Source organism: Mariniphaga sp. (assembly GCF_041687215.1).
Classification (GTDB): domain Bacteria; phylum Bacteroidota; class Bacteroidia; order Bacteroidales; family Prolixibacteraceae; genus Mariniphaga.
The window spans coordinates 23,519-45,611 of record NZ_JAWLCI010000040.1; the positions used below are offsets into that span (position 1 = coordinate 23,519).

The window sequence follows — 22,093 nt, forward strand, 5'->3', positions numbered from 1 at the left end:
TTTGATATGAAAAAATATTTATTAAAGGTTTCTGTTGTTTTTATCAGCGTTTTTTTCTTTTTAACCAATAGTTTAGTAGCGCAATATGATCCTGAAGCCAAGTGGGGAGAATCAATCGCCAGGTATGAAAGTAAGGATTCAATTTCAATGCCTGAACCGGGAGGGATTTTGCTTTTAGGCAGCTCTTCTTTCACAATCTGGGAAGATGTTCATGATTATTTTCCCGGGAAAAATATAGTAAACAGGGGATTTGGTGGATCACAAATGTGCGATGCGCTTTATTTCAAAGAACGTTTAATTCTTCCATACCAACCAGTGCAAATAATTTTATATGAAGGTGAGAATGATATTGCACTTGGGAAAATGCCGGACACCATTTTTTCAGAACTGGTTCAACTGGTGGATTGGACTAAAACGCAATTCCCGGAAATACGAATTTCAGTTTTATCGATGAAACCCAGTCCGAGGAGGTGGGAATTCAGAGATACTATGCTGGAAATGAACCGAAAACTGAAACAATATGCCCACGAAACTGAGAATATTGATTTCATTAATATTTGGGATCCATTACTGGGAAGTGATGGAAAACCTGTGGATGAGAATTACCTGGACGATTTGCTGCATTTGAATGCCAATGGTTACAAAATATGGCAAAAAGCCATTTCACCTTTTTTATAGAATCAATCATGGTACACTTGATGGCTGAATCTCATGTAATTTTTGCTCTGTTGATTAACGTGATAATTTGTAAAAGATGAAAATAATTCGACTGTTTCTGTTTTTAACTCATTTGATACTGGTGGCAAATATATATGCTCAGCAAACACAAAACCATCATCCTGAAATTCCGTTTATGGATGATTTGGTTCTGGTGGAAGAAATAAATTGTTCATCCTCAGAGCCCAACAGTATGCAGGGAGTAACAGAAGTGAAAACGATATTGGGAAAAAGCTGCAGGGTACTCATACCTTCCCCCGAAACAACGTGGTTTGCATACCGCCTGGGAAGCAGTGGTGAACTGAAACCCGGCAAAGCGTATTTTCTGGAAATTGAATACCCTGATGATGTGGACCGTAGTTTTGTTATTCATAACAGGGGTGGAGAGTACAACAAGGGGCTTCAGACAGGAAAAACACTTGGAGACAGCTATCACCCGCCTTATGTGCCCAGCAATGCGGAATCCATTTCTTTACCCCATAGCAGCATGTACAAAAAATGGCAAACACTGTTTTGGCTTCATGATCATTATGCAGGAATAGAACTGCCCCGAAATTCGGGCGACAGACCGGAAGGGCCGGAGGATGGTTTCCTGGTCATCATTTCCCAGTTCGACAGCTACAATGCCCCAATGAATAAGGGAGCTGCAGTTTCTGCCATCCGTTTGTATGAAGCACCTGACTTTGAAACATTTAAAATGGATATTCTTTACCCACCTGCAGATTTACCACGCCGGCATTTGTTTTTCAGAGAAGAGATGGCCGATGGGGTTGTAACCAATAATCCTCCGGCGCTGAAAAATCCCATCGACTGGTACGAACATAAAGCTCAATTGATGCACTTCCTGGGAATGAATACCTTTTCGAAAGATTTGCTTGAATTTGGCCATAATCAGGGGTGGGATCCGGGGCCATACAGTGAGTTGATAAACACCTCATCAACAAAAGGTTACTGGGGAAAAATCATGGAAATGCTTAGGAATTATGAACTGAATGTATTGCCCTATTACGAATATGCTGGAACCATTGGCCCAAAGGGACTTGGAATGGAAAAAAGGGCACGGCCACTGGGCGACAGTCTGGAAAATAATAATTTCACCCACGTTGCATGGTCTGAAAAGGCCAATGCCGATATTACCGATCCGGATACATACAGCGATTTGAAAAAAATCCTTGAACGTACTATTGTTGATTACAAGGATGATGTGAATTTTGTTGGTGCATGGCTTCGTCCGCGACCCAGCGCCAATCCGGTGAGCTTTTCCGATGCCACGCTTCTGCGGTTTAGTACCGAAACCAATCATGGTTTGATTACCCGGGGAGCGCTGAGAACCGACAGCAGACTTTACGATAAATACCTGCAGTGGTGGTATGGGAAACGAAAAGATTTTTTGATAGCGATGGGCGACTATCTGAAGGAAGAAGAAGTGAATGACAATCCGGTCGTGTTGTTTACTACAGACGCCACGGAGTCGGGCAGAACACATCCCGATTGGTCTCAAAATCATAATATTATCTCTGATGACTTAGCGGCCTGGGAAAAATTACCGGGCGATTATCCGGTTTTTAGCTTAAAGGAAAAAATCAACAATAACTGGCATCTGGAAGCTCAGTTGCTGGCAGTGAAAACCTGGGATAAATGGGAGTGGAATCATTCCGTACCTCCACCTGATCCGGATAATTACAGGAATTTGGAAGGAGCTATAATGACTTACACCTTCAACAAAGCCTATACGGTTGGAAGCAAAACTGCCTTCGACCGGTTCCGCACAAACTCGGGGCTGGCCATTATCAGACATTACTGCTTAAATGAAAATGCCATGAAAGGATTGGGGTATTTTGTGTCGGATATAGAATGGCACGACTGTTATGCCATGCTTGGCGAGGCAAGGGCAATGGCCCACGGCGATCCCCGGTTCATCGGGTATCTGGCCTCTGCTGCCTTTAACAGAGCTTCACTCCCTTACGTACGGGAATTTAATGCGAATTTTTTGGCACTTCCTGCACTTCCCTCCGAATTGGTTGAAAATGCAACCGAAGATGCAGAAGTTGTGGTTCGTAAAATTGAAACAGAGAAATACGGCACCTATCTGGCAGTTGTGAATACCGGTTTAACTGATAAATTCGGAGTAACTGTCACGCTGCCGTTTAAAGGCGATGTAGCCGATGCCAAAACCGGAAATACGATGTTCACCGGAGTTTCGAAAATAAAACTGGATATGTATCCCGCACAGCTAAAATCGCTCATTATTTATGACAATGAAGAATAAAAAAAAGAAAGATGAAAGTTAAATACAGAATTAAATTAAGAACTTTAAAAAACACTTTTACTGCAATTCTTATAATACTGAGCTTTTTTCAGGCAAAAGCTCAGTCAGAACAAATTCTGATGTCAGATTTTATGGGCGCTAATACCAATGTGGCTGCCTATGATTACGGTTTTCTGTCGGATCTTTCAGTAACCGTTAAATGGATTCGGGAGTACCACAACTGGAATCATTACGAAGCTGCCAATGATTATTACAAGTGGGACAACATCACCAGGTATCCGCATACGCACACCTGGCCCAATCACAATAAATTTATGGATGCATGTCACAATTTAGGTGTTCAGGTACTTATTGATGTTTTGGAAAACCCTTCCTGGGTTGGCTCAACTCCCATTCCAAATAACACAGGTAGTGGGACCAATGCATCTGATTATATGGAAAGGCTTGATTTTTTAGGGCAACTGGTTGCCAGGTATGGTTCAAAAAAATTTGATAACTCACTGCTGAAAACAACCGATAAAGTTTCCGGATTGAATTATATCAAGTATTACGAAGATGAAAATGAACCCGATTATTGGTGGAAAACACCACAATGGCCGGCAAGTAACTATGCCAAATATTGCAATGCTGCGCACGACGGATATGGTGTTGAAACAAGTGACAAGTATCCTTTGCTTGGCATAAAATCCGTTGATCCCGACGCCAAACATGTTTTGGCCGGCATGGCAGCTATGGATTCTACTTACTTCCACGAAATAATTGAGGCATCCCAAGGCCGGGTTCCTTTCGATGTGTTAAATGTTCACATGTATTGTACAAATCGTTCCAAAGGCTATTCTCCTGAAAATGAAATATATGGCTATGAAAAGGGGTTTAGTGACTTTTTTAAATGGCGCAACCGCGTTTTACCTGATGTGCCGGTATGGATTACCGAATTTGGCTGGGATACCTATTTGTCACCCGATAACAAACATTCATATATCTACGCACCTTTTGAACAGCAAGCCAATTACCTGATGAGGTCGTTTTTCATCTTTCTGAAAATGGGATTTAAAAAGGCATTTATGTTTATGGCTACCGATGGGAACAGCAGCAACCTTACACAATATTCTTCCAGCGGATTGTTTAAAGACAGAAGTTCCGGTTATGAAAAGAAACCATCGTGGTATTACCTCGCTACCATGCAACATGTTTTGGGAGATTTTGCTTACAACCGGACAATTGCGTACGCACAGAAAGTGGGAGGAAATGAAGTTTACTGTTTGGAATTTGTAAATCCTGAAACCAATGAAAAGGTTTATGCTTTATGGACCAGGCAAAAAAACTCTCCAGCCGATAACGGGTCCGTTGCCAACTACCAATTGGACCTTGGATTTATTCCCAAAGAAGCATATTCAGTTTTTCCCGAAAATTTAAATGAACAGGGAGAATGGGTTCCTGTGGAAAATCCGGGTGCACAAATAGATTTACGCCTGACAGAAACCCCACAGTTTCTTGTAGTTTCAGAAAAAGAAACCGGATTTGATATAGCTGAATCCGATAAGTTTACAGTAAACGTTTTTCCGAATCCTTCAAACGGGATGGTAAAACTCTCGGTTATTGACCGGACAGGGAGTAACGTAAATATTGCAGTTTATTCATCTACTGGTCAGCTTGTGCAATCCCTTTTGGAGAATGCTCCTATTGAAGGTGAAAAACAATTCCTGTTTGGAGAAGACTTTTTGCCGGGAATCTATTTTATACAGTTAAAAAGTGAACAGCAAAACATAACCAGAAAATTAATTATTCAATGAAAATTAAAATAATCTCAATTCTTCTGCTATATCAATTTGGTTTCAGCATTGTACAGGCACAGGAAACCAGAACTTCAGTTTTACTGGACAAAGAGTGGAAATTTATTAAAGCCGATATTCCTTCTGCCAATCAACCAGGGTTTGACGACGGGAATTGGGAGAGCGTAGAAGTTCCGCACGATTGGGCCATTTACGGACCGTTCGATGTGAATAACGATCTTCATGATGTTGCCATTGAACAAAACCTTGAAGACAGGGCATATAAACAAACGGGCAGAACAGGAGGGTTGCCTTACATTGGAGTGGGCTGGTACCGGCGCACATTTGATGTGGCTGATTTCGATAAAGAAAAAAAGCAGGTTTCGATGTTGTTCGATGGCGCTATGAGTGAAGCCCGTGTTTATGTAAATGGGAAAGAGGCCTGCTTTTGGCCAAACGGTTACAATTCATTTCATTTCGATATAACTGAATTTTTAAATCCCGACGGCAAAAACAACCAGTTGGCAGTCAGGCTGGAAAACCCGGAACAATCGTCGCGATGGTACCCGGGTGCCGGTATTTACCGTAATGTACATCTTATTGTCACCAATAAAATTCATGTGCCGGTTTGGGGAACCTATATTACAACGCCTTTTGTTTCTGAAGAGTTTGCTTCGGTGAACCTGAAAACAACCGTTAAAAATGTGCCTGATGGTCAGGACATCCGGGTTCAAACGGCAATATGGGATGAAAAAGGAAATCAGGTGGCTATGAAGGACAATGTGCAGAAGATTAACCACGATATGCCTTTTGAACAAAATTTTCTGATTAATTCACCCGGATTATGGTCGCCTGAAACGCCGGTTTTGTATAAAGCTGTTTCAAGAATTTATGTTGAAAATGAATTAACCGATGAATATACAACACGCTTTGGAATACGCGATATTAAATACATAGCCGACAAAGGCTTTTTTCTGAATGGTCAGCATCGGAAATTTCAGGGAGTGTGTAACCACCACGATTTGGGTCCGCTCGGAGCAGCAATAAACACTGCCGCTTTACGCAGACAACTCACCCTTTTAAAAGATATGGGCTGCGATGCCATACGCACCGCACATAACATGCCGGCTCCTGAGTTGGTTGAATTGTGCGACGAAATGGGTTTTATGATGATGGTGGAACCGTTTGATGAATGGGAAATAGCCAAAGTAAAAAATGGGTACCACCGGTTTTTTGATGAGTGGGCAGAGCGCGATATGGTAAATATGGTGCGTAATTACCGCAACAATCCATGTGTGGTAATGTGGAGTATTGGCAACGAAGTGCCCACCCAGTGCAGCCCCGAAGGATATAAAGTAGCTAAGTTTCTTCAGGATATTTGCCATCGGGAAGATCCCACCCGCCCGGTTACCTGTGGTATGGATCAGGTTTCCTGTGTGTTGGAAAACGGTTTCGCTGCCATGATTGATATTCCTGGTTTTAATTACCGCGTACACCGTTACCACGAAGCTTATGAAAAATTGCCTCAAAATCTGATTTTGGGTGCCGAAACAGCCTCGACCATCAGTTCAAGAGGCGTTTATAAATTCCCTGTAAAAATTGATGACAGACCAAGATATGATGATCAGCAAATTTCGTCGTACGATTTGGAATACTGCATTTGGTCGAATCTGCCCGATGAAGATTTTGCCCTGGCCGACGATTATGACTGGACCATAGGGCAGTTTGTCTGGACAGGTTTTGATTATCTGGGTGAACCAACTCCTTATAGCTGGGATGGATGGCCAAACCACAGCTCAATGTTTGGGATTATTGATTTGGCCAGTATTCCAAAAGACCGCTATTATTTGTACCGCAGTTTATGGAATAAAAACGATGAAACCCTGCATATTCTGCCCCATTGGAATTGGGAAGGCGCCGGGATTGATACAGTACCTGTGTTTGTTTACACCAATTATCCTGAAGCCGAATTGTTTGTAAATGGGAAAAGCTATGGGAGACAAAAGAAAAATAATACAACATTACAGCAACGCTACCGCCTGATGTGGATGGATGTTTTATACGAACCTGGCGAAGTTAAAGTGGTGGCATACAGCGAAAATGGTGAAGCCATAAAAGAAGCAACTGTAAAAACTGCCGGCAAACCACACCGGATTGAACTGATTTCAGACCGTGAAAAGATTGATGCCGATGGAAAAGATTTGGCATACATCAATGTACGGGTAGTTGACAAAGACGGGAATTTGTGCCCGGTTGATCAGCGTTTGATTGAGTTTTCCGTTACTGGGAAAGGTCGTTACCGGGCTTCGGCCAATGGCGATCCTACATGCCTTTACATGTTTCATGAGCCTCGAATGCCTTTATTCAATGGGCAGGCAACTGTTATTGTGCAATCGTCGGATACAGCCGGAATACTTCAAATAACGGCGAAAGGGAAAGGTGTGCAAAATGAGACCATTGAAATTGCAACAAAGTAATTCAAATGAATAAAGTAAAGAACAAGGTTTTTGTGTGAAATAGTAAATCCAGTAATAATGAGTAAAAATAGTTATAATGTGTTGGTATTAAGGGTTTTGTTGTCTTCAGTCCTTTTGTTTGTTGCGATTGCCGGTTTTGCCGGCGAATCAGAGTATTCAGTTCAATACGGAATCTCTTATTATGAAGATTCCATCACCAATTCGGATCCCTATATAAATGAACGTTGTGTGCTGGATATTTACTATCCTGAAAATCAAAAAGATTTTCCAACGGTTATATGGTTTCATGGAGGTGGCATTAACAGCGGGAATAAATGGATTCCGGGCGAATTGAAAGACAGGGGAGTTGCAGTGATTGCAGTGAATTATCGTTTAAGTCCGATGGTAAAATGCCCCGCCTACCTCGAGGACGCTGCTGCGGCGGTAGCCTGGACTTTTAAAAACATTGAACGGTTTGGTGGAAACCCATCCAAAATTATTGTTTCTGGCCATTCTGCCGGCGGATATCTGGCCAGTATGATTGGCCTCGATAAAAAATGGCTGGTAGATTTTGGTATTGATGCCAATGAAATTGCTTTACTGGTTCCGTTTAGCGGCCACACCATTACCCATTTAACCATCAGAAAAGAAAGGGGTATAAGCGATACCCAACCCCTGGTTGACGAATTTGCACCCCTTTTTCATATAAGACCCGATGCTCCCCCAATGGTATTAATTCTGGGAGACCGAGAGCTTGAAATGCTAGGCCGGTATGAAGAAAATGCATATTTCTGGCGCATGATGAAAGTGATTGGACATGATAAAACCAGGCTATATGAACTGGACGGGTTTGATCACGGAGGAATGCTGGAACCAGCTTTCCTGCTGCTTCAGAAAGAAATTGAATTTTTTGTAAAGCAACAAAATCAATCGAATGCAACATCAAAATAATCAACGATATACAATATGGATTTATTAACTCTAATATATGTTTTTATGAATCACTTTGTAGTTATTAATTTTTATTCTTTAATCTTTTAAAATTTTGTACCATGAAATTAAAACTTTTACTTTCCTTAGTGTTAATGACCTTTTTGCTTAAGGCTCAGGAGCCTTACAGGTCTTTAATGATCACAGAAGCTCGATTTGATCAGGCAAACAATGCCTATTGTGAGATTACCAACGTGGGTGATGAACCCGTGCAGTTAAGCCAGTTTAAATTTGGACACATGACTCCATGGAACCCTGCAATAATTGACGTATGGAATGATCCGTGGGATCCCTATCATCGTTTCTTTTTCCTGCCCGACAGAATTCTTCAACCCGGAGAATCATTTGTAATTGCAACAGCTTATGATTACGGTCCTAAGATGTACAAAAAGAAAGTTCCCGGACATGAAATGAATGAACGGAATAAGCAAACAGAGATATATGGTATTGCTGATATTCTGGTACACATGAGCGAATCCGATGGCGACCCGGAAGATAGTATTTCAAGTTATGAGATGAGAGAAACTATGTCCGTTTCACAAGGCCGCGATTGCTGGTATTTGGAACAGCATTTCGAAAATGGAGATTCCATTTTAATTGACCAGGTGAACGGAAATTTTGACAATGCGGGTCAAAACTTTGCACGGGCCTATGATGTTGCCGGTGTTGAAGGTGCAACTTATAATTCGTTGCTTGTACGTAAGTATAGTGTTAAGCAGGGAAACCTTGATTTTTTCAATGCCCGGGGTGTGGGTCTTGAAGACTCGGAATGGATTGCAATACCACGTATGTATGGTTATGGATGGGTTGACTGGCGAAAATTATGGTGGACTGCAGGTAACCATGGACCCTATGTTTTGGATGAAAATACACTTGAATCGGAAGTAATTGATGTTGACTTTGCAAATAAAACACTCACAGTTCCGTGGGGTGTTCGCAGACTGGATGACATTATGCGGTTTATGGTTGAAAAACCGGGAATTGCATGGAACTATCATTTGAATGAAAATCATGCAGATTCAGTTTATCGTTCCGCCAGAACAGGTGATAAACTAACCATTTTTGTTTGTGGTGAAACTCTGCAGACTGCAACATTCGATATTATTGTTTCTGAACCAACTGCAGCTAACAACATAGTTGTGCCAATATCACACATCAATATTGGTACTTTTAGCCAGGGAGGACCTGTAACAACCAATAACCAAAGTGGTTTGCTCGACTGGCCAAGGGTTACCAGGCATGAGTCCGGCATTGATTCAATCACGGGAACCTGGCACGGTCTGCCAAGTGCCCTTCGCACCGATTCATTGCTGAAATACCTTGAAAAACCGGCTAATGCAACCTGGGAAATTGTGTGGGTAGATGGCATTGAAAGACCGGATCTTAAAAATGGAGATATTCTGAAAATTACCGCACACAATGGAAATGAAAAAGAATATTTTCTCCATGTACAACCTTACAATCCCAGTCACAACGCTTATCTTTCAGCCATTACATGGCCTGATATCCCAACCAAATACAAAGGAATTTTTGGTTGGATGGGTGATACTATTCCCAATTTTAACCCAACAACTTATAATTATCGGGTGCAGGTTCCTTTTGATGTGGATGGGATTCCTGCTTTAATAGCAAAGACCCAAAATATAAATGCCAATGTTTTAGTTAAACGTGCCTCATCACTTTCAGGAACAACGGCCGACCGAACCATTTCTTTTATAGTTACTGCCGAAGATGACAGTGTTACATATACTTACAATGTGGAACTGATAAAAGAAAAGGATCCGTCCAAAATACAACCATATTTTGCTGAACCATTTCTTTCCGAATTTTTTTATATGGATCAGTGGTCCAATAGTTTTGGGGAGATTGTAAATCCAGGGAATCAATTGCTCGATTTAAGCGATTATATGATTGTAATGTCATGGGCTCCGGATCCTGTAGCTGCAATCGAATCTCGTATGGGCGAAGAAGAATGGCTCGATCGTTACGATAAGTACATTCCCGGATACAAATGGGTTAGCCAGGCCCAATGGACGGTAACACCGGGAATTCTGGAAAGAGATTTGACTGTAAATTCAATCGTTTACCCTGGAGATGTTTTTTGTTTTGGTGCTATAAATACAGATGGAATGTTGGCGGCAGGAGGAGCAGGTTATGAATGGCCGGTTCCCAAACAACTGGATGTGCAGTTTTTGCAACGCGATGGTAGTTTTGGTACTTACCGTAATCCCTGGGGAGAAGAAACAGGTGTTTACGGATCTCCCATTCGGAAAACATCCACTGCCAGTTGGTTTATGTTTAAAATACTTAATGATTCTATTAAATTAGGTCTTAAGCCAGCCAATGATCCGGCTGATTTTGAATTGATTGAGACTTTTGGTATGAGCGACGGATCGGCCTGGAGAATTGGCGGAAGCAATGCAGCCATGATTACTAATTACATGCGGAAACCCCATGTTTATACAGGGAACCCTGAACCTGAAGGGTCATTTGGAACAAACCCGGATGATACCGAATGGACCTGGACCAATCAGGCCTACTGGAATGCAAGAGGAGTCGGCTGGTCATTAAATATATTAAATTGTGGCAACGACATAGGTCAGCATTTTATGCACGAACCTACGCATTACAAATCAACTGTTACTTCTGTAGTTTATAAAGTAAGTGACGGGTATTCGCTGGAAGAAGACATAAGAGGATTAGTTACAGGAACAACTGTAAGTGAATTTATTGGTAATTTGAATAAGGCAAATGAGAATCAAACGTTAACGGTCAAATCATTAACTGATGGAAGTAAACTCGGACTGGATGACATGATCAGCCTGAATGATACATTGGTTGTATTATCGGCAGACAGTCTGAACACTACTCGGTACGTCCTTGAAGTAAGTGAAGACGGTTTAAGTTCAAATGCTGTTCTTACCTCTGCTCTTTACCAAATAGAAATTACCAGCGAACCCAAAAGTGCTTCCCAGGATGACAATTCCGGTGAAGGAATAGTTACAGATTTTGAATATGGAACTCAATTGCGAACTGTTTTAAACAATGTTACAATTCCTCAGGGAGCCTCGTTGAGTATTATTGACGGGTCAGGAGCTTATGTTTCGTTGCTGAAATTAAATTTTGATACGGCATATGTTAATGTAACTGTAAACTCCGATACTTACTTTGATGTAGTGGCGGAAGATGGTGTTACCCGAATTGTTTATCAGTTGCAGCCACGTTCTTCTCAAAACGACGCGTTTATACTTTCAGATTTATATACTGTTTCTCAGAGTGAAAACCTTGTTCGTTTTGTACCCCGCGGAACAAACGTTCAAACATTCCTGTTGAATATTGTACCTTCTTTTGGCGCGTCTTTAAAAATTGTGGACAAAATGGGATTTGAGCGAACTGAAGGCTCATTGGTTGAGGATGATAAAATTGTTGTAACTTCTCCAAATGGATTGGTAACACGTGTTTACCATCTTTCCATGTTGCGTACCCAGTACATTGCCGAAACAACTTACCTGGCCTATGTTTTATCGAATGTTTACAATGTTGACCAGGTGGAATACACCATTACGGGGCCCACTGCAACCACTTTGCTGAGTGATTTCTATGCAAGAATTACTCCTTCGTTGGGTGCAACTGCCGTTGTGGTTGATGCGGCTGGAAATGAAAAATCTTCAGGAAATCTTGATACGGGTGATAAACTAAAAGTAACATCTGCCGACGGGAAAATTGAAGTTATTTACGTGCTTGATATAAATACTTCGGCAAATGAATTATTTACTCAACAAATTGAGATTTACCCCAATCCAACTTCTGGCAAATTGAATTTACGGGGTGTTGAGCATGGTAACCGAATACAGGTTTTCAATTCAGTGGGAGCTTCAGTGGTTGATATTGTGGCGAAAAGCAGCATGGAAAGTATATCGCTTAACAGCCAGCCCTCTGGTATTTATATGATTGTTCTAAGCAACAAAAAAGAATTGTTGGGCCGTTTTAAAGCGGTAAAACAATAAAAGGAAATTTATGTAAAAGTTTAGAGTTTTTAAAAAGGCCTGATTTTGTTTCAGGCCTTTTTTACACTTTTTTTCAAATTGTAAACTTCATTCCATACTTTTTTTGTTAGAAACCCAAAAGGGGAATATCGATGAAAAATTCAGTAAAACCATTTTATTTTGAAGATAAGCATATTGTAATGCTTTTTGATACCAAAGAGGAACAACATGGCTGTTTTAAAATGGCCTTATCTTCGGGTCATAAACCCATGGTAGTTACGGATGTTAATGAAGCTTTGGAAAGTATCGGAAGAAAAAACTTTTCATTAATAATAGCTGATATTTCAGAATCCCAAACCAATGGTTATGAATTGTGTGAAAAAATAAAAGGCAATTTAAGTACATGTCATATTCCATTTGTTTTTATTTCAGCCCAAAATAGCGTTGAACAAATGATTCAGGGATACGAATTGGGAGCTGATGATTATATTACCAAACCATTTGATGAGAAGTTGCTTATGGTTCGGTTAAACCGTTTGGTACAAAACAGAAAACGAATAAGAGAAAAGTACCGGAAACAAAGTTTTGTAATCGAACCAAGAGAAAAAGACATTCCAAAAGACAAAAAATTTATTTCATCTGTCCGAAAAGTTTTAGAAGACAATTTATCCGATCCGGATTTTAATGTCGCAAGTTTATCTGAAAAATTAAATATAAGTACCACCCAGGTATATCGTATATTGAAGAATATGACCGGACATACCCCTGTTGAGTTTATTCGGAATGTGCGATTGCAGAATGCATTTGATATGCTAAATCAGAATAAATTTTCCGTAACAGAAGTATGCTACCACTCCGGCTTTAACAATGTTTCCTATTTTATAAAATGTTTCAAATATATGTTTGGGGTAACTCCGGGGCATTTCAGAAATAAAATCAGTAATGATATATATGATGAAGTGATGTGTCAGAATCAAATTTAGATGCGGTTTTTTACGATATTGCAACAGCCTTTTTCATAGAAAATAACAACCACCTCTCCTTCAGTAAAAAATCAGCAATATGTATGGGTTTTACTCCTTCAATTTTATCCTTCCGTAAATCGCGCATGGCAACTACAAATTTTAGATAATTGTTTTTAATTTCAAGGAGTGGTGGATTAAATTCAACGTTAATTGTAGATTGCTCCATCATTTTATCCAAATTAGTGCGAATACAGTGTTTATCACACGAAATAATTGATGTGCCTTTTCTACATCAGCAAAATAAAATCGAAAAGTAGATGCGAATTTCCCAAAATTTATAACTTTGATGCTGTAAAACATGTGGTTGGTTATTTATGATAAAATCAGAGATGGGAATTAAAGATATTCTGGATAATCCAAATTCAATTTTTTATCAACTGAACAGGGAGGAAAAAGAAGAACTGGAGCGGCACATATCGCTTGCGCATTACAAAAAAAATGAATTTGTATTTAAAGAGGGTGATAAACCTACCGGGTTTATGATGCTTGTTAGCGGCAAGGTAAAAATTTTTAAAGAAGGAGTTGGAGGTCGCGAGCAAATTATTCGAATGGCAAGGCCCCTTGGAATAATCGGGTATCGTGCTTTGTTTGCAGAAGAAAACCACATTGCATCGGCCGTAACCATTGAAGAATCGATGATTTGCACCATCAGTCCTGATTTTGTAATGAATAAAGCCTTAAAAAACAATCACTTTTCGTTAAGTTTAATCAGAAAATTGTCGAGAGAACTTGGATTTTCCAATGCCCGGACGGTTACACTTACGCAAAAACACATCCGGGGCAGGCTGGCCGAGTCATTGTTGTTGCTACAGGACAAGTATGGCTACGAACACGACGGCACCACACTGAAGGTTTATCTTTCGCGCGAAGACATTGCCAACTTGTCGAACATGACTACATCCAATGCTATCCGCACGCTTTCTACTTTTGCCAACGAAAAGGTAATTGCTATCGACGGACGAAAAATAAAAATTCTGGATGCCCACCGGCTCGACCGGATAAGCAAACTTGGCTGATTATTCGGTTAAATAAACCCGTTTTACACGCTGTGAAATTCCGGTAAGTATTTCGTATGGAATGGTTTCTGCTCTTTCGGCAACTTCGGTAATTGAAATATGCGGCCCGAAAAATTCCACTTCCTCCCCTGGCTGAACTTCTAATCCCGTAACATCCAGCATCAGCATATCCATGCAAATATTCCCGATTACCGGAACGCGTTTCCCTTTTACAAAAGCTTCTCCTTTTCCGTTGCCCAGTTTTCGGTCGAGGCCGTCGGCATAGCCTACCGGAACCACGGCAATTTCCGTTTTTCGTTTAATTTTCCCTTTGCGGCTGTATCCTACCGTTTCGCCGGGTTGTAATTTTTTAATCTGCGAAACAACGCTTTTAAATGTACTGATGTTTTGTAATGGCAAACCGCTTACTGTAACGCCATAAAGCCCGATTCCCAGACGAATCATGTCGTATTGATTATCGGGAAAACGCTCAATCCCGGCAGAGTTTAAAATGTGCCTGTCGATTTTATAAGGAAAACTTTCGATTATTTTCTTTGAAAGCATTTCAAAACAGGAAAACTGTTCTTGTGTAAAGGAATCCAACTGCGGATCGTCGCTGCCTGCAAGATGTGAAAAAACAGAAGCCACTTTCAGCCGGTTGGTTTTTTTCAGAAATGAAACCACCCCGGTTATTTCTTCCTCTGTTTTAAACCCCAGACGGTTCATTCCGGTGTCCAGTTTAATATGAACAGGAAAATGTTGCAGGGCATTTTCGGCCACTGTTTTCTCAAATGTTTCCAAAAGTTTCGGGCTGTAGATATTGGGTTCCAGCCCAAAATCAATGATGTTCTGAAAACTGCTCTCTTCCGGATTCATCACAATTACGGGAGTTTGAATTCCTGCCTGCCGCAGTTCCACTCCTTCATCGGTTACGGCTACAGCCAGATAATCTACTTGCTGAAATTGAAGCAATTTGGCAATTTCCACATCGCCGCTGCCATATGAAAAAGCTTTCACCATCACCATTATTTTTGTGGAAGGTAACAACAGGCTCTTGAAAATATTGAGGTTGTTCACCAGCGCATTCAAATCGATTTCCAACACCGTTTGATGGGCTTTTTGCTGCAACAATGCAGAAATTTTTTCAAAAGTAAATGAACGCGCTCCCTTTATAAGAATGGCCGAATCTTTAAAACGGTAACGTGCTACGTTGTTTTCAAATGATTTGGTGGAATCGTAAAACATTTTTCCCATTGAAAAAGAATTGGCATTGGATGATATTCCGGGGCCGATTCCCGTCAGTTCGCCAATACCCCATTGTTCCAGCAACTGATTAACCTGATGGTACAATTCATTTTGAGGCAAACCGGTTTGTTGAATATCGGACAGAATAACCAGCTTTTTTAAATGCCCCTTTTTTGCCTGCTGGTGCAAAACCGAAAGGGCGATGGAAAGCGACGTTAAATCGGAGTTGTAGTAGTCGTTTATCAGCAGGCAGTTGTTGATTCCCTGTTTTATTTCAAGCCGCATGGCCACCGGGGCAAGTTGACTGAAACGCGGCAGGATTTTTTCCGGATTTTTTGAAAGAGTGTGAACAGCAGCAAAACAATGGCAGGCATTTTCAGTGGAGGAAATATCGGTAAAAGGAATTTGAAAATGATAAGATTTATCACCAATTTTTGCTTCAAGCCTATCGAAACCGTTTTCTGTCCGCTGTTTAAAATGAATAGTTGCCTCCCGGTTTTCCAAAGACCAGCTAACCGGTTTAATGTTCTGTACCGTGCAAAATTGCAAGGCAAGCGTGGCTATTTTTTCGTCATCTGCACAAAAAATCAGCTTTTGTGTGTTTCCAAACAGCTTCAGTTTTTCTTCTGTTTTTTGTTGTTTCGAATTGAAATTTTCCTGGTGGGCATCGCCAATGTTCGTTAGAATGCCAATTTCGGGTTGAACAACGCCGGCCAGCTTTTCCATTTCTCCCGGTTGCGAAATGCCGGCTTCAAAAATTCCGAGATTAAAATGGGAGTCCATCAACAAAACAGAAAGCGGCACTCCAATTTGTGAATTGTAACTTTTCGGACTGCGAACAACCTTGAATTCTTCAGAAAGCAACTCGTGCAGCCACTCTTTCACAATGGTTTTTCCGTTGCTGCCGGTAATTCCAATTACGGGAAACTGAAAGCTGCTCCTGCGATGCGCTGCCAGCATTTGCAGGGCAATAGTGGTGTTTTCAACTAAAATAAACGCTGCTTTTTCCGAAATTATTTCCGGCTGGGAAACCACAAAGGCTTTTAATCCGCGAGCATGCAGGTCGGAAATAAATGCGTGACCGTTGTTGCGCGGGCCTTTTAAAGCAAAAAACAAAGCATTTTCGCTTCTGAAAAAAGTGCGGCTGTCAGTAACAACCTGTTCAATATTTTTATCCTGAAAATCCGGCGGAACAAAGAGTTTCCCTTCTACAATTTGTGCTATTTGTCGTATGGTATAATCAATCATCGTTTAATAATTCTTTTCTTTCACCTCCATTTGGGGGAGTCCCGATAGCTATCGGGAGGGAGGGGCTTTTTTTAACTTTTTAAATAGCAACTGCGGCACAAAGGTTCATAAACGTCTTTTTCGCCCAGTAAAACCACTTGCTCTTTTTTTGAGAAACGGTGTGAAAACTGGGCAATGCTGCCACACCGAACACATATAGCATGAACTTTTGTAACATGATCGGCCACCGCCATAATGCCCGGCATGGGGCCAAACGGCGCTCCTTTAAAATCCATGTCGAGCCCGGCAACAATAACCCTGATTCCCATGTTAGCCAGTTTTACCACAACATCAACCAGCCCTTTGTCGAAAAACTGGGCTTCGTCAATTCCAACCACATCCACATCAGCCGATAACATTAAAATATTCGAAGAGTTATCTACCGGGGTAGAACGAATGGCATTTTCGTCGTGCGATACCACTTCGGTTTCGGAATAACGCACATCAACAGTTGGTTTGAAAATTTCCACTTTCTGCCGGGCAAACTTTGCTCGTTTCAACCTGCGAATCAATTCTTCGGTTTTTCCTGAAAACATGGAGCCGGTTACAACCTCAATGCTGCCTTGCTTCTTTTGACTGTTTACATCTCTTTCAATAAACATTTAGCGTTCGATGAATAAGCAATTAAAATTAGTATTTTTACAAAATTAATCTTTAAAAAGAATAGCCCGGCAAAGAAATGGAAAATAAAAAACTCGTAAAAATTTTGTTGAAAGATATGGGCGAATTGGAGGAATTGATTGCTGAAATAAAGACAAGCAAAAAATTCGATGCCCTTGAAATGGAATTTGTTCATACCCGCGCCAGAGGAATTTTACAGCTTTTGCAATTGTTTGGTTCTAAAAATGAGGAAGTTTCGGAATCAATACCTCTTGAGCCGAAAATGAGTACAGAAAAACCGGAAAAAACTGAAAAGCAAGAAGTTGTTGAAAAGCCGGTTCAGGATGAAAAGTCAGATGAAACTGATGATACAAAAAAGGCTGAACAGGAAGAACTTCATTACGAAAAGCCAAAACCGCAGCCGGTAAAATCAAAAGCACCAGGTGTTACTGTTCAGGAAGAAACTGAAAATAAAGAAACTGAGGATGATTCTGAAAGCAAGTCTGACGATGATATGCTTGAAGAAGAAATTGAAAAGGTTGAAGCGGTTTCGCGGTTGGGCGACAGTTTTCTAAAAGGAAAGTCGGTAAATGACCTGATAAATGACCAGAACAAATTGGAATTCAAGTTGTCGAACCGTCCGGTAAGCAGCATCCAGTCTGCCATTGGTATAAACGACCGGTTTTTGTATATCAGGGAATTGTTCGACGGCGACAACCAGAAATTTCTGGAAGCGGTGAAAGCACTCGATTCGAAGCCAAACATTAAAGAAGCCGTGGAATACCTGCGCAACAACTTTAAATGGAAAAGAAACGAAACCAGCCTGAAATTTGTGAATCTGGTCAAACGTCGGTTTATCAATGAGTGAATCAGGTAAATTAATTTTGGTGCCAACCCCCATTGGTAATCTCGACGACATCACCCTGCGGGCTATCGTTGTGTTGAAACAGGCTGATATGATTCTGGCCGAAGATACGCGAGTTTCTTCCAAACTCATGAACCACCTCAGTTTAGAAAAAAAACTCACACCACACCACAAATTTAATGAGCATAAATCGCTGGGAATGGTCATTTCAAAATTAAATGAAGGGAAGACAGTTGTATTGATTTCCGATGCAGGCACTCCCGGAATTTCCGATCCCGGTTTTTTGCTGGTCAGGGCTTGTGTTGAAAATGGAATTGAAGTGGAATGTCTGCCCGGTGCAACAGCATTAATTCCGGCGCTGGCGGTTTCGGGCCTGCCTACCGACCGTTTTGTTTTTGAAGGTTTCCTGCCGCAAAAAAAAGGGCGGCAAAAAAGGTTAAAAGAACTTTCGGAAGAAACCCGCACCATGGTTTTTTATGAATCGCCTTTCAGGTTGGCAAAAGCACTGGGACAATTTGCAGAATTTTTTGGAGAGGACAGAAATGCCTGTGTTTGCCGTGAACTCTCCAAGTTTTTCGAAGAAATAAAAAGAGGAACTGTTACCGAACTTCAGCAATATTATACTGAACATCAGCCTAAAGGTGAAATTGTAATTGTGTTGGAAGGAAGGCCGAAGAAGGAAAAAGACCAATGAAAAAAAGATATACCCACCTTTTTTTTGATCTGGATAATACGCTTTGGGATTTTGAACAGAACTCGCAAATGGCCATGCGAAAAACCCTTTCTCATTTCAACCTGAAGGAAAAAGGAATTGGTTTTGAATCATTTTACGATTCCTATTCAACACACAATAAACAATTATGGAGCGAATACCGGGAGGGAAAGGTGATTAAAAAGGAATTAAAAAGATTACGTTTTGAGCAAACTTTTAAAGAGTTGGGAATTACCGGAATTGATCCTTTGGAAATGAATCTGTTTTATCTTACTGAAATGCCTTTTCAAACAAATCTTGTGGAAGGGGCGCGTGAGGTGCTGGATTATATTATTCTTAGAGGATATTCTTTATATATTATTACCAATGGCTTTAGGGAGGTGCAGTTGAAAAAACTGGAAATGTCAGGATTGCAAAAATATTTTACAAAAGTTTATATTTCTGAGGATATTAAAGCACCTAAGCCATCGCAAAAGATATTTGAACATGCCATAAAATCGTCCAATGCAAAAAAAGAGACCAGTTTAATGATTGGGGATGATTATCAAACGGATATTATTGGCGCGCTTCGGTTTGGAATAGATGCGGCTTGGCTGGATTCGGCATATTCAATTCAAACAATTAGCAGTCAGGTAAATAATTATTCTAATAAAGTTTACGCATTGCGGGAAATTGTTGACCTGGAGCAAATATTATAATACACAGATTGATTAATTTTTTTCAATCGAAATTCCCTGCTAAAAAACAGTCACTTTCTTTTTTTTTATCCAATTCTTTTTTTAAAATTTGTATTTAGTATTTTTTAACAATTGTTTAAAGTGTTTTATAATTGTTTTTTTGACTTAGGGTAATTTTTATAAATCATAAATTTTTTTGAAGATTTTATTTTTCTTTAAAGTAAAAACGTAAAAACCAAAATAACGATGTCTGTTAAATTTCTAACTTAAAACTAATATCTATGAAAAAATTACCAGTTTAATATTAATTTAATCAATGGATAATCCAGAAAACAAATTGAAAAATATTCAAGCCAGGAGGAAAACTCACTCTTCTTATTTTTACAATTACCCTTCGTAGATTTAACACTTCCTCCTGGCCTTTTAAAGTTTCATGTTACGCGTAATATTATAGTTCTTTAATTATGTTTAGTTGTAAAAAAAAAGATTAATTGCTGTTTAATATTTTAAATTTAAAACTATTTCTATGAAAAAGATTGCGTTTTTTTTCTCGATTCTCCTTTTCATGGGAACTTTGGCAGCACATGCCCAAACCAGGGTGGTAACCGGAAAGGTTACCTCAGGTGAGGACAATGCTCCTATTCCCGGAGTTTCGATTGTAGTAAGAGGAACAACACTCGGAACAGTTACCGACATAGATGGTAATTTTTCCCTGCAGGTTCCTGAGGAATCCCAAAACCTTGTTTTCTCTTTTGTTGGCATGGCCAGCCAGGAGGTTGCCATTGCCGGCAGAACAACTGTTAATGTGGTTATGCAGCCTCAAACCATTGGGGTTGACGAGGTTGTGGTTACCGCCCTGGGTATCAGAAAAGATAAAAAAGCCCTGGGTTATTCGGTACAGGCAGTTGCTGAGGAAGATATTGTTCGTACCGGTAATACGAATTTACTTGGAGCAATGCAGGGAAAAATTGCCGGGGTGGATATCAAGCCCTCCAGCGGTATGCCTGGTGCATCGTCGCAGATGGTTATCAGGGGAGCCCGGTCTTTTACCGGAAACAACACGCCACTTTATGTTGTGGACGGTATGCCCATTGCTTCAACTTCGCCTTACTCAACCGGAAACAGTGTTACCGGTGCTGATGTTGCAAACCGCGCACTCGACATAAATCCTGCCGATATTGAAAGTATCGACATTTTGAAAGGTCAGGCAGCAGCCGCTCTTTATGGTATCCGTGCTTCAAACGGGGTAATTCTTATTACCACAAAAAGTGGCCGTGGAATGGCTGTTGGCAAACCGGTTGTTACCATTAACCACAACAGCAGTTTTGATGTGGTTTCCCGTACTCCGGAATACCAGACAACCTATGCTCAGGGTAGTTACGGAACTTATGCTCCAACTACATCCTTTTCATGGGGACCTAAAATTACTGATTTACCCAATGACCCTGCTCGCGGTGGAAATACCGACAACCAGTTCACGCAACGTGACGGAATGCAACAAGGTAAATTTTATGTTCCCCAGTGGGAACAGGCCGGTTTGAATCCATGGAAAACACCTGAGATTCACAACGCCTGGGAAGATTACTTCCAGACTGGCTACACCACTTCAAACAATATCAATGTTTCGCAGGCAACACAGGAAGGAAACTTCGCTTTGGGTTTGAGCGTTACCGATCAAAGTGGTATTGCGCTGGCAACCGGAATGAGCCGCTACAATGCAAAAGCAGCAGGTGAACGGAACCTCAACAAAAATTTTAAAGTGGGTTACAGTGCCAATTATTCAAAAAGTAATATCGATAAATTGTCTGGCGCCAACGATGGTTCATTAACTGGTGTTCTGGCTGCTCCGCGCAGTTACGATTTGAAAGGAACTCCCTATCATTATCCGGGAAACCCATACCGTCAAATCTATTTCCGTGGCGGTTCTTTCGATAACTCATACTGGATTCCTGATAACAATAAATTCAATGAAGAAACAGAACGTTTTTTTGGTAACGGTTTTGTAAATTTCACCACAAGTCTAAGTGACGGAATGGATTTCAGTATTCGGTATCAGGCAGGTGCTGATACATACACAACACACCTGCAGGACATTTTCGGCTTTGGGGCCCGTGGAAACTCAAAAGGTGTTATTGATAATTATGGAACTACATACGCGCTTTTCAACTCCACAGCAACTGCCAATTTCGACTGGATGATCAACGAAGACCTGGAATTTAATGTTATGTTGGGAAATGAGTTGAACCATAGCAGCAGCAAGGGTTATTCTGAGTCGGGTACAGATTTTAACTTTGGAGGCTGGAACCACATTGGAAATGCCAATATTGTTACTGCCGATGAATCTCAAAACTCTTTCCGTGATGTTGGCGTATTTGGAAGTTTGGCCTTATCCTGGAGATCTATGTTGTTTTTGAATGCTACTGGCAGGAACGATATTGTTTCACAAATGCCACGAGATAACCGTTCGTTCTTTTATCCTTCGGTGTCTCTTGGTTTT

15 protein-coding genes are annotated in these 22,093 nt (G+C 40.7%); 12 read left to right on the forward strand and 3 right to left on the reverse strand.

Going from position 1 to position 22,093, the window contains the following annotated elements; genetic code table 11:
- The first annotated feature begins 6 nt into the window (after positions 1–6).
- The 7 genes from ACESMA_RS13965 to ACESMA_RS13995 all read left to right on the forward strand — a co-directional run bounded on the left by ACESMA_RS13965 (position 7) and on the right by ACESMA_RS13995 (position 13,173).
- A complete protein-coding gene (locus ACESMA_RS13965) occupies positions 7–678 on the forward strand; it encodes a GDSL-type esterase/lipase family protein (RefSeq protein WP_372949460.1) in 672 nt (223 codons plus the stop codon).
- Positions 679–754: 76 nt separating this feature from the next.
- Positions 755–2,986: a hypothetical protein gene (locus tag ACESMA_RS13970; RefSeq protein ID WP_372949461.1), complete on the forward strand. Its 2,232-nt coding sequence runs from the start codon at positions 755–757 to the stop codon at positions 2,984–2,986.
- A gap of 11 nt (positions 2,987–2,997) precedes the next feature.
- Positions 2,998–4,779 (forward strand): T9SS type A sorting domain-containing protein, encoded by a 1,782-nt coding sequence (locus tag ACESMA_RS13975; protein WP_372949462.1) that lies wholly within the window; start codon positions 2,998–3,000, stop codon positions 4,777–4,779.
- Positions 4,776–7,235 carry a beta-galactosidase GalB gene (gene galB / locus ACESMA_RS13980; RefSeq protein WP_372949463.1) on the forward strand — a complete coding sequence of 820 codons (2,460 nt, stop codon included), beginning with the start codon at positions 4,776–4,778 and terminating at the stop codon, positions 7,233–7,235. Before ACESMA_RS13975 ends, galB begins: the two co-directional genes overlap by 4 nt.
- Before the next feature lie 57 nt (positions 7,236–7,292).
- Entirely contained in the window at positions 7,293–8,165 is an 873-nt protein-coding gene (locus tag ACESMA_RS13985; protein WP_372949464.1) for an alpha/beta hydrolase, read from the forward strand.
- A 101-nt stretch (positions 8,166–8,266) separates the two neighbouring features.
- Complete coding sequence (locus ACESMA_RS13990; protein ID WP_372949465.1) at positions 8,267–12,211, forward strand: T9SS type A sorting domain-containing protein; 3,945 nt, start codon at positions 8,267–8,269, stop codon at positions 12,209–12,211.
- Positions 12,212–12,342: 131 nt separating this feature from the next.
- Complete coding sequence (locus tag ACESMA_RS13995) at positions 12,343–13,173, forward strand: helix-turn-helix domain-containing protein (RefSeq protein ID WP_372949466.1); 831 nt, start codon at positions 12,343–12,345, stop codon at positions 13,171–13,173.
- 10 nt (positions 13,174–13,183) lie between these two features.
- Here the strand turns inward: ACESMA_RS13995 and ACESMA_RS14000 are convergent, their stop codons facing one another.
- Positions 13,184–13,384: a hypothetical protein gene (locus ACESMA_RS14000; protein ID WP_372949467.1), complete on the reverse strand. Its 201-nt coding sequence runs from the start codon at positions 13,382–13,384 to the stop codon at positions 13,184–13,186.
- Positions 13,385–13,544: 160 nt separating this feature from the next.
- Between ACESMA_RS14000 and ACESMA_RS14005 the strand changes: the two genes are divergently transcribed.
- On the forward strand, positions 13,545–14,231 hold the full coding sequence (locus tag ACESMA_RS14005; RefSeq protein WP_372949468.1) for a Crp/Fnr family transcriptional regulator: 687 nt from the start codon (positions 13,545–13,547) through the stop codon (positions 14,229–14,231).
- On the opposite strand, the gene ACESMA_RS14010 is transcribed toward ACESMA_RS14005, so the two are convergent.
- Positions 14,232–16,703, reverse strand: a complete 2,472-nt coding sequence (locus ACESMA_RS14010; RefSeq protein ID WP_372949469.1) for a bifunctional UDP-N-acetylmuramoyl-tripeptide:D-alanyl-D-alanine ligase/alanine racemase — start codon at positions 16,701–16,703, stop codon at positions 14,232–14,234.
- A 71-nt stretch (positions 16,704–16,774) separates the two neighbouring features.
- Positions 16,775–17,344, reverse strand: coding sequence for a thymidine kinase (locus ACESMA_RS14015; protein ID WP_372949470.1), 570 nt, complete (start codon positions 17,342–17,344; stop codon positions 16,775–16,777).
- Between the two features lie 77 nt (positions 17,345–17,421).
- Here ACESMA_RS14015 and ACESMA_RS14020 point away from each other — a divergent pair, with 77 nt between their 5' ends.
- The 4 genes from ACESMA_RS14020 to ACESMA_RS14035 form a co-directional block, all read left to right on the forward strand.
- Complete coding sequence (locus ACESMA_RS14020; protein WP_372949471.1) at positions 17,422–18,210, forward strand: hypothetical protein; 789 nt, start codon at positions 17,422–17,424, stop codon at positions 18,208–18,210.
- Positions 18,203–18,901, forward strand: coding sequence for a 16S rRNA (cytidine(1402)-2'-O)-methyltransferase (gene rsmI, locus ACESMA_RS14025; RefSeq protein WP_372949472.1), 699 nt, complete (start codon positions 18,203–18,205; stop codon positions 18,899–18,901). Before ACESMA_RS14020 ends, rsmI begins: the two co-directional genes overlap by 8 nt.
- Entirely contained in the window at positions 18,898–19,617 is a 720-nt protein-coding gene (locus ACESMA_RS14030) for a YjjG family noncanonical pyrimidine nucleotidase (protein ID WP_372949473.1), read from the forward strand. The genes rsmI and ACESMA_RS14030 overlap by 4 nt, the downstream gene beginning before the upstream one ends.
- A 505-nt stretch (positions 19,618–20,122) precedes the next feature.
- The coding region (locus ACESMA_RS14035) for a SusC/RagA family TonB-linked outer membrane protein (protein WP_372949474.1) at positions 20,123–22,093 on the forward strand (1,971 nt) is incomplete at its 3' end.

Coding starts and splice junctions, on each gene's coding strand:
- ACESMA_RS14020 (WP_372949471.1), top strand. CDS start 17,422: ATGGAAAATAAAAAACTCGTAAAAATTTTGTTGAAAGATATGGGCGAA.
- ACESMA_RS13975 (WP_372949462.1), top strand. CDS start 2,998: ATGAAAGTTAAATACAGAATTAAATTAAGAACTTTAAAAAACACTTTT.
- ACESMA_RS13965 (WP_372949460.1), top strand. CDS start 7: ATGAAAAAATATTTATTAAAGGTTTCTGTTGTTTTTATCAGCGTTTTT.
- ACESMA_RS14015 (WP_372949470.1), bottom strand. CDS start 17,344: ATGTTTATTGAAAGAGATGTAAACAGTCAAAAGAAGCAAGGCAGCATT.
- ACESMA_RS13970 (WP_372949461.1), top strand. CDS start 755: ATGAAAATAATTCGACTGTTTCTGTTTTTAACTCATTTGATACTGGTG.
- ACESMA_RS14030 (WP_372949473.1), top strand. CDS start 18,898: ATGAAAAAAAGATATACCCACCTTTTTTTTGATCTGGATAATACGCTT.
- galB (WP_372949463.1), top strand. CDS start 4,776: ATGAAAATTAAAATAATCTCAATTCTTCTGCTATATCAATTTGGTTTC.
- ACESMA_RS13985 (WP_372949464.1), top strand. CDS start 7,293: ATGAGTAAAAATAGTTATAATGTGTTGGTATTAAGGGTTTTGTTGTCT.
- ACESMA_RS13990 (WP_372949465.1), top strand. CDS start 8,267: ATGAAATTAAAACTTTTACTTTCCTTAGTGTTAATGACCTTTTTGCTT.
- ACESMA_RS14010 (WP_372949469.1), bottom strand. CDS start 16,703: ATGATTGATTATACCATACGACAAATAGCACAAATTGTAGAAGGGAAA.
- ACESMA_RS13995 (WP_372949466.1), top strand. CDS start 12,343: ATGAAAAATTCAGTAAAACCATTTTATTTTGAAGATAAGCATATTGTA.
- rsmI (WP_372949472.1), top strand. CDS start 18,203: ATGAGTGAATCAGGTAAATTAATTTTGGTGCCAACCCCCATTGGTAAT.
- ACESMA_RS14000 (WP_372949467.1), bottom strand. CDS start 13,384: ATGATGGAGCAATCTACAATTAACGTTGAATTTAATCCACCACTCCTT.
- ACESMA_RS14005 (WP_372949468.1), top strand. CDS start 13,545: ATGGGAATTAAAGATATTCTGGATAATCCAAATTCAATTTTTTATCAA.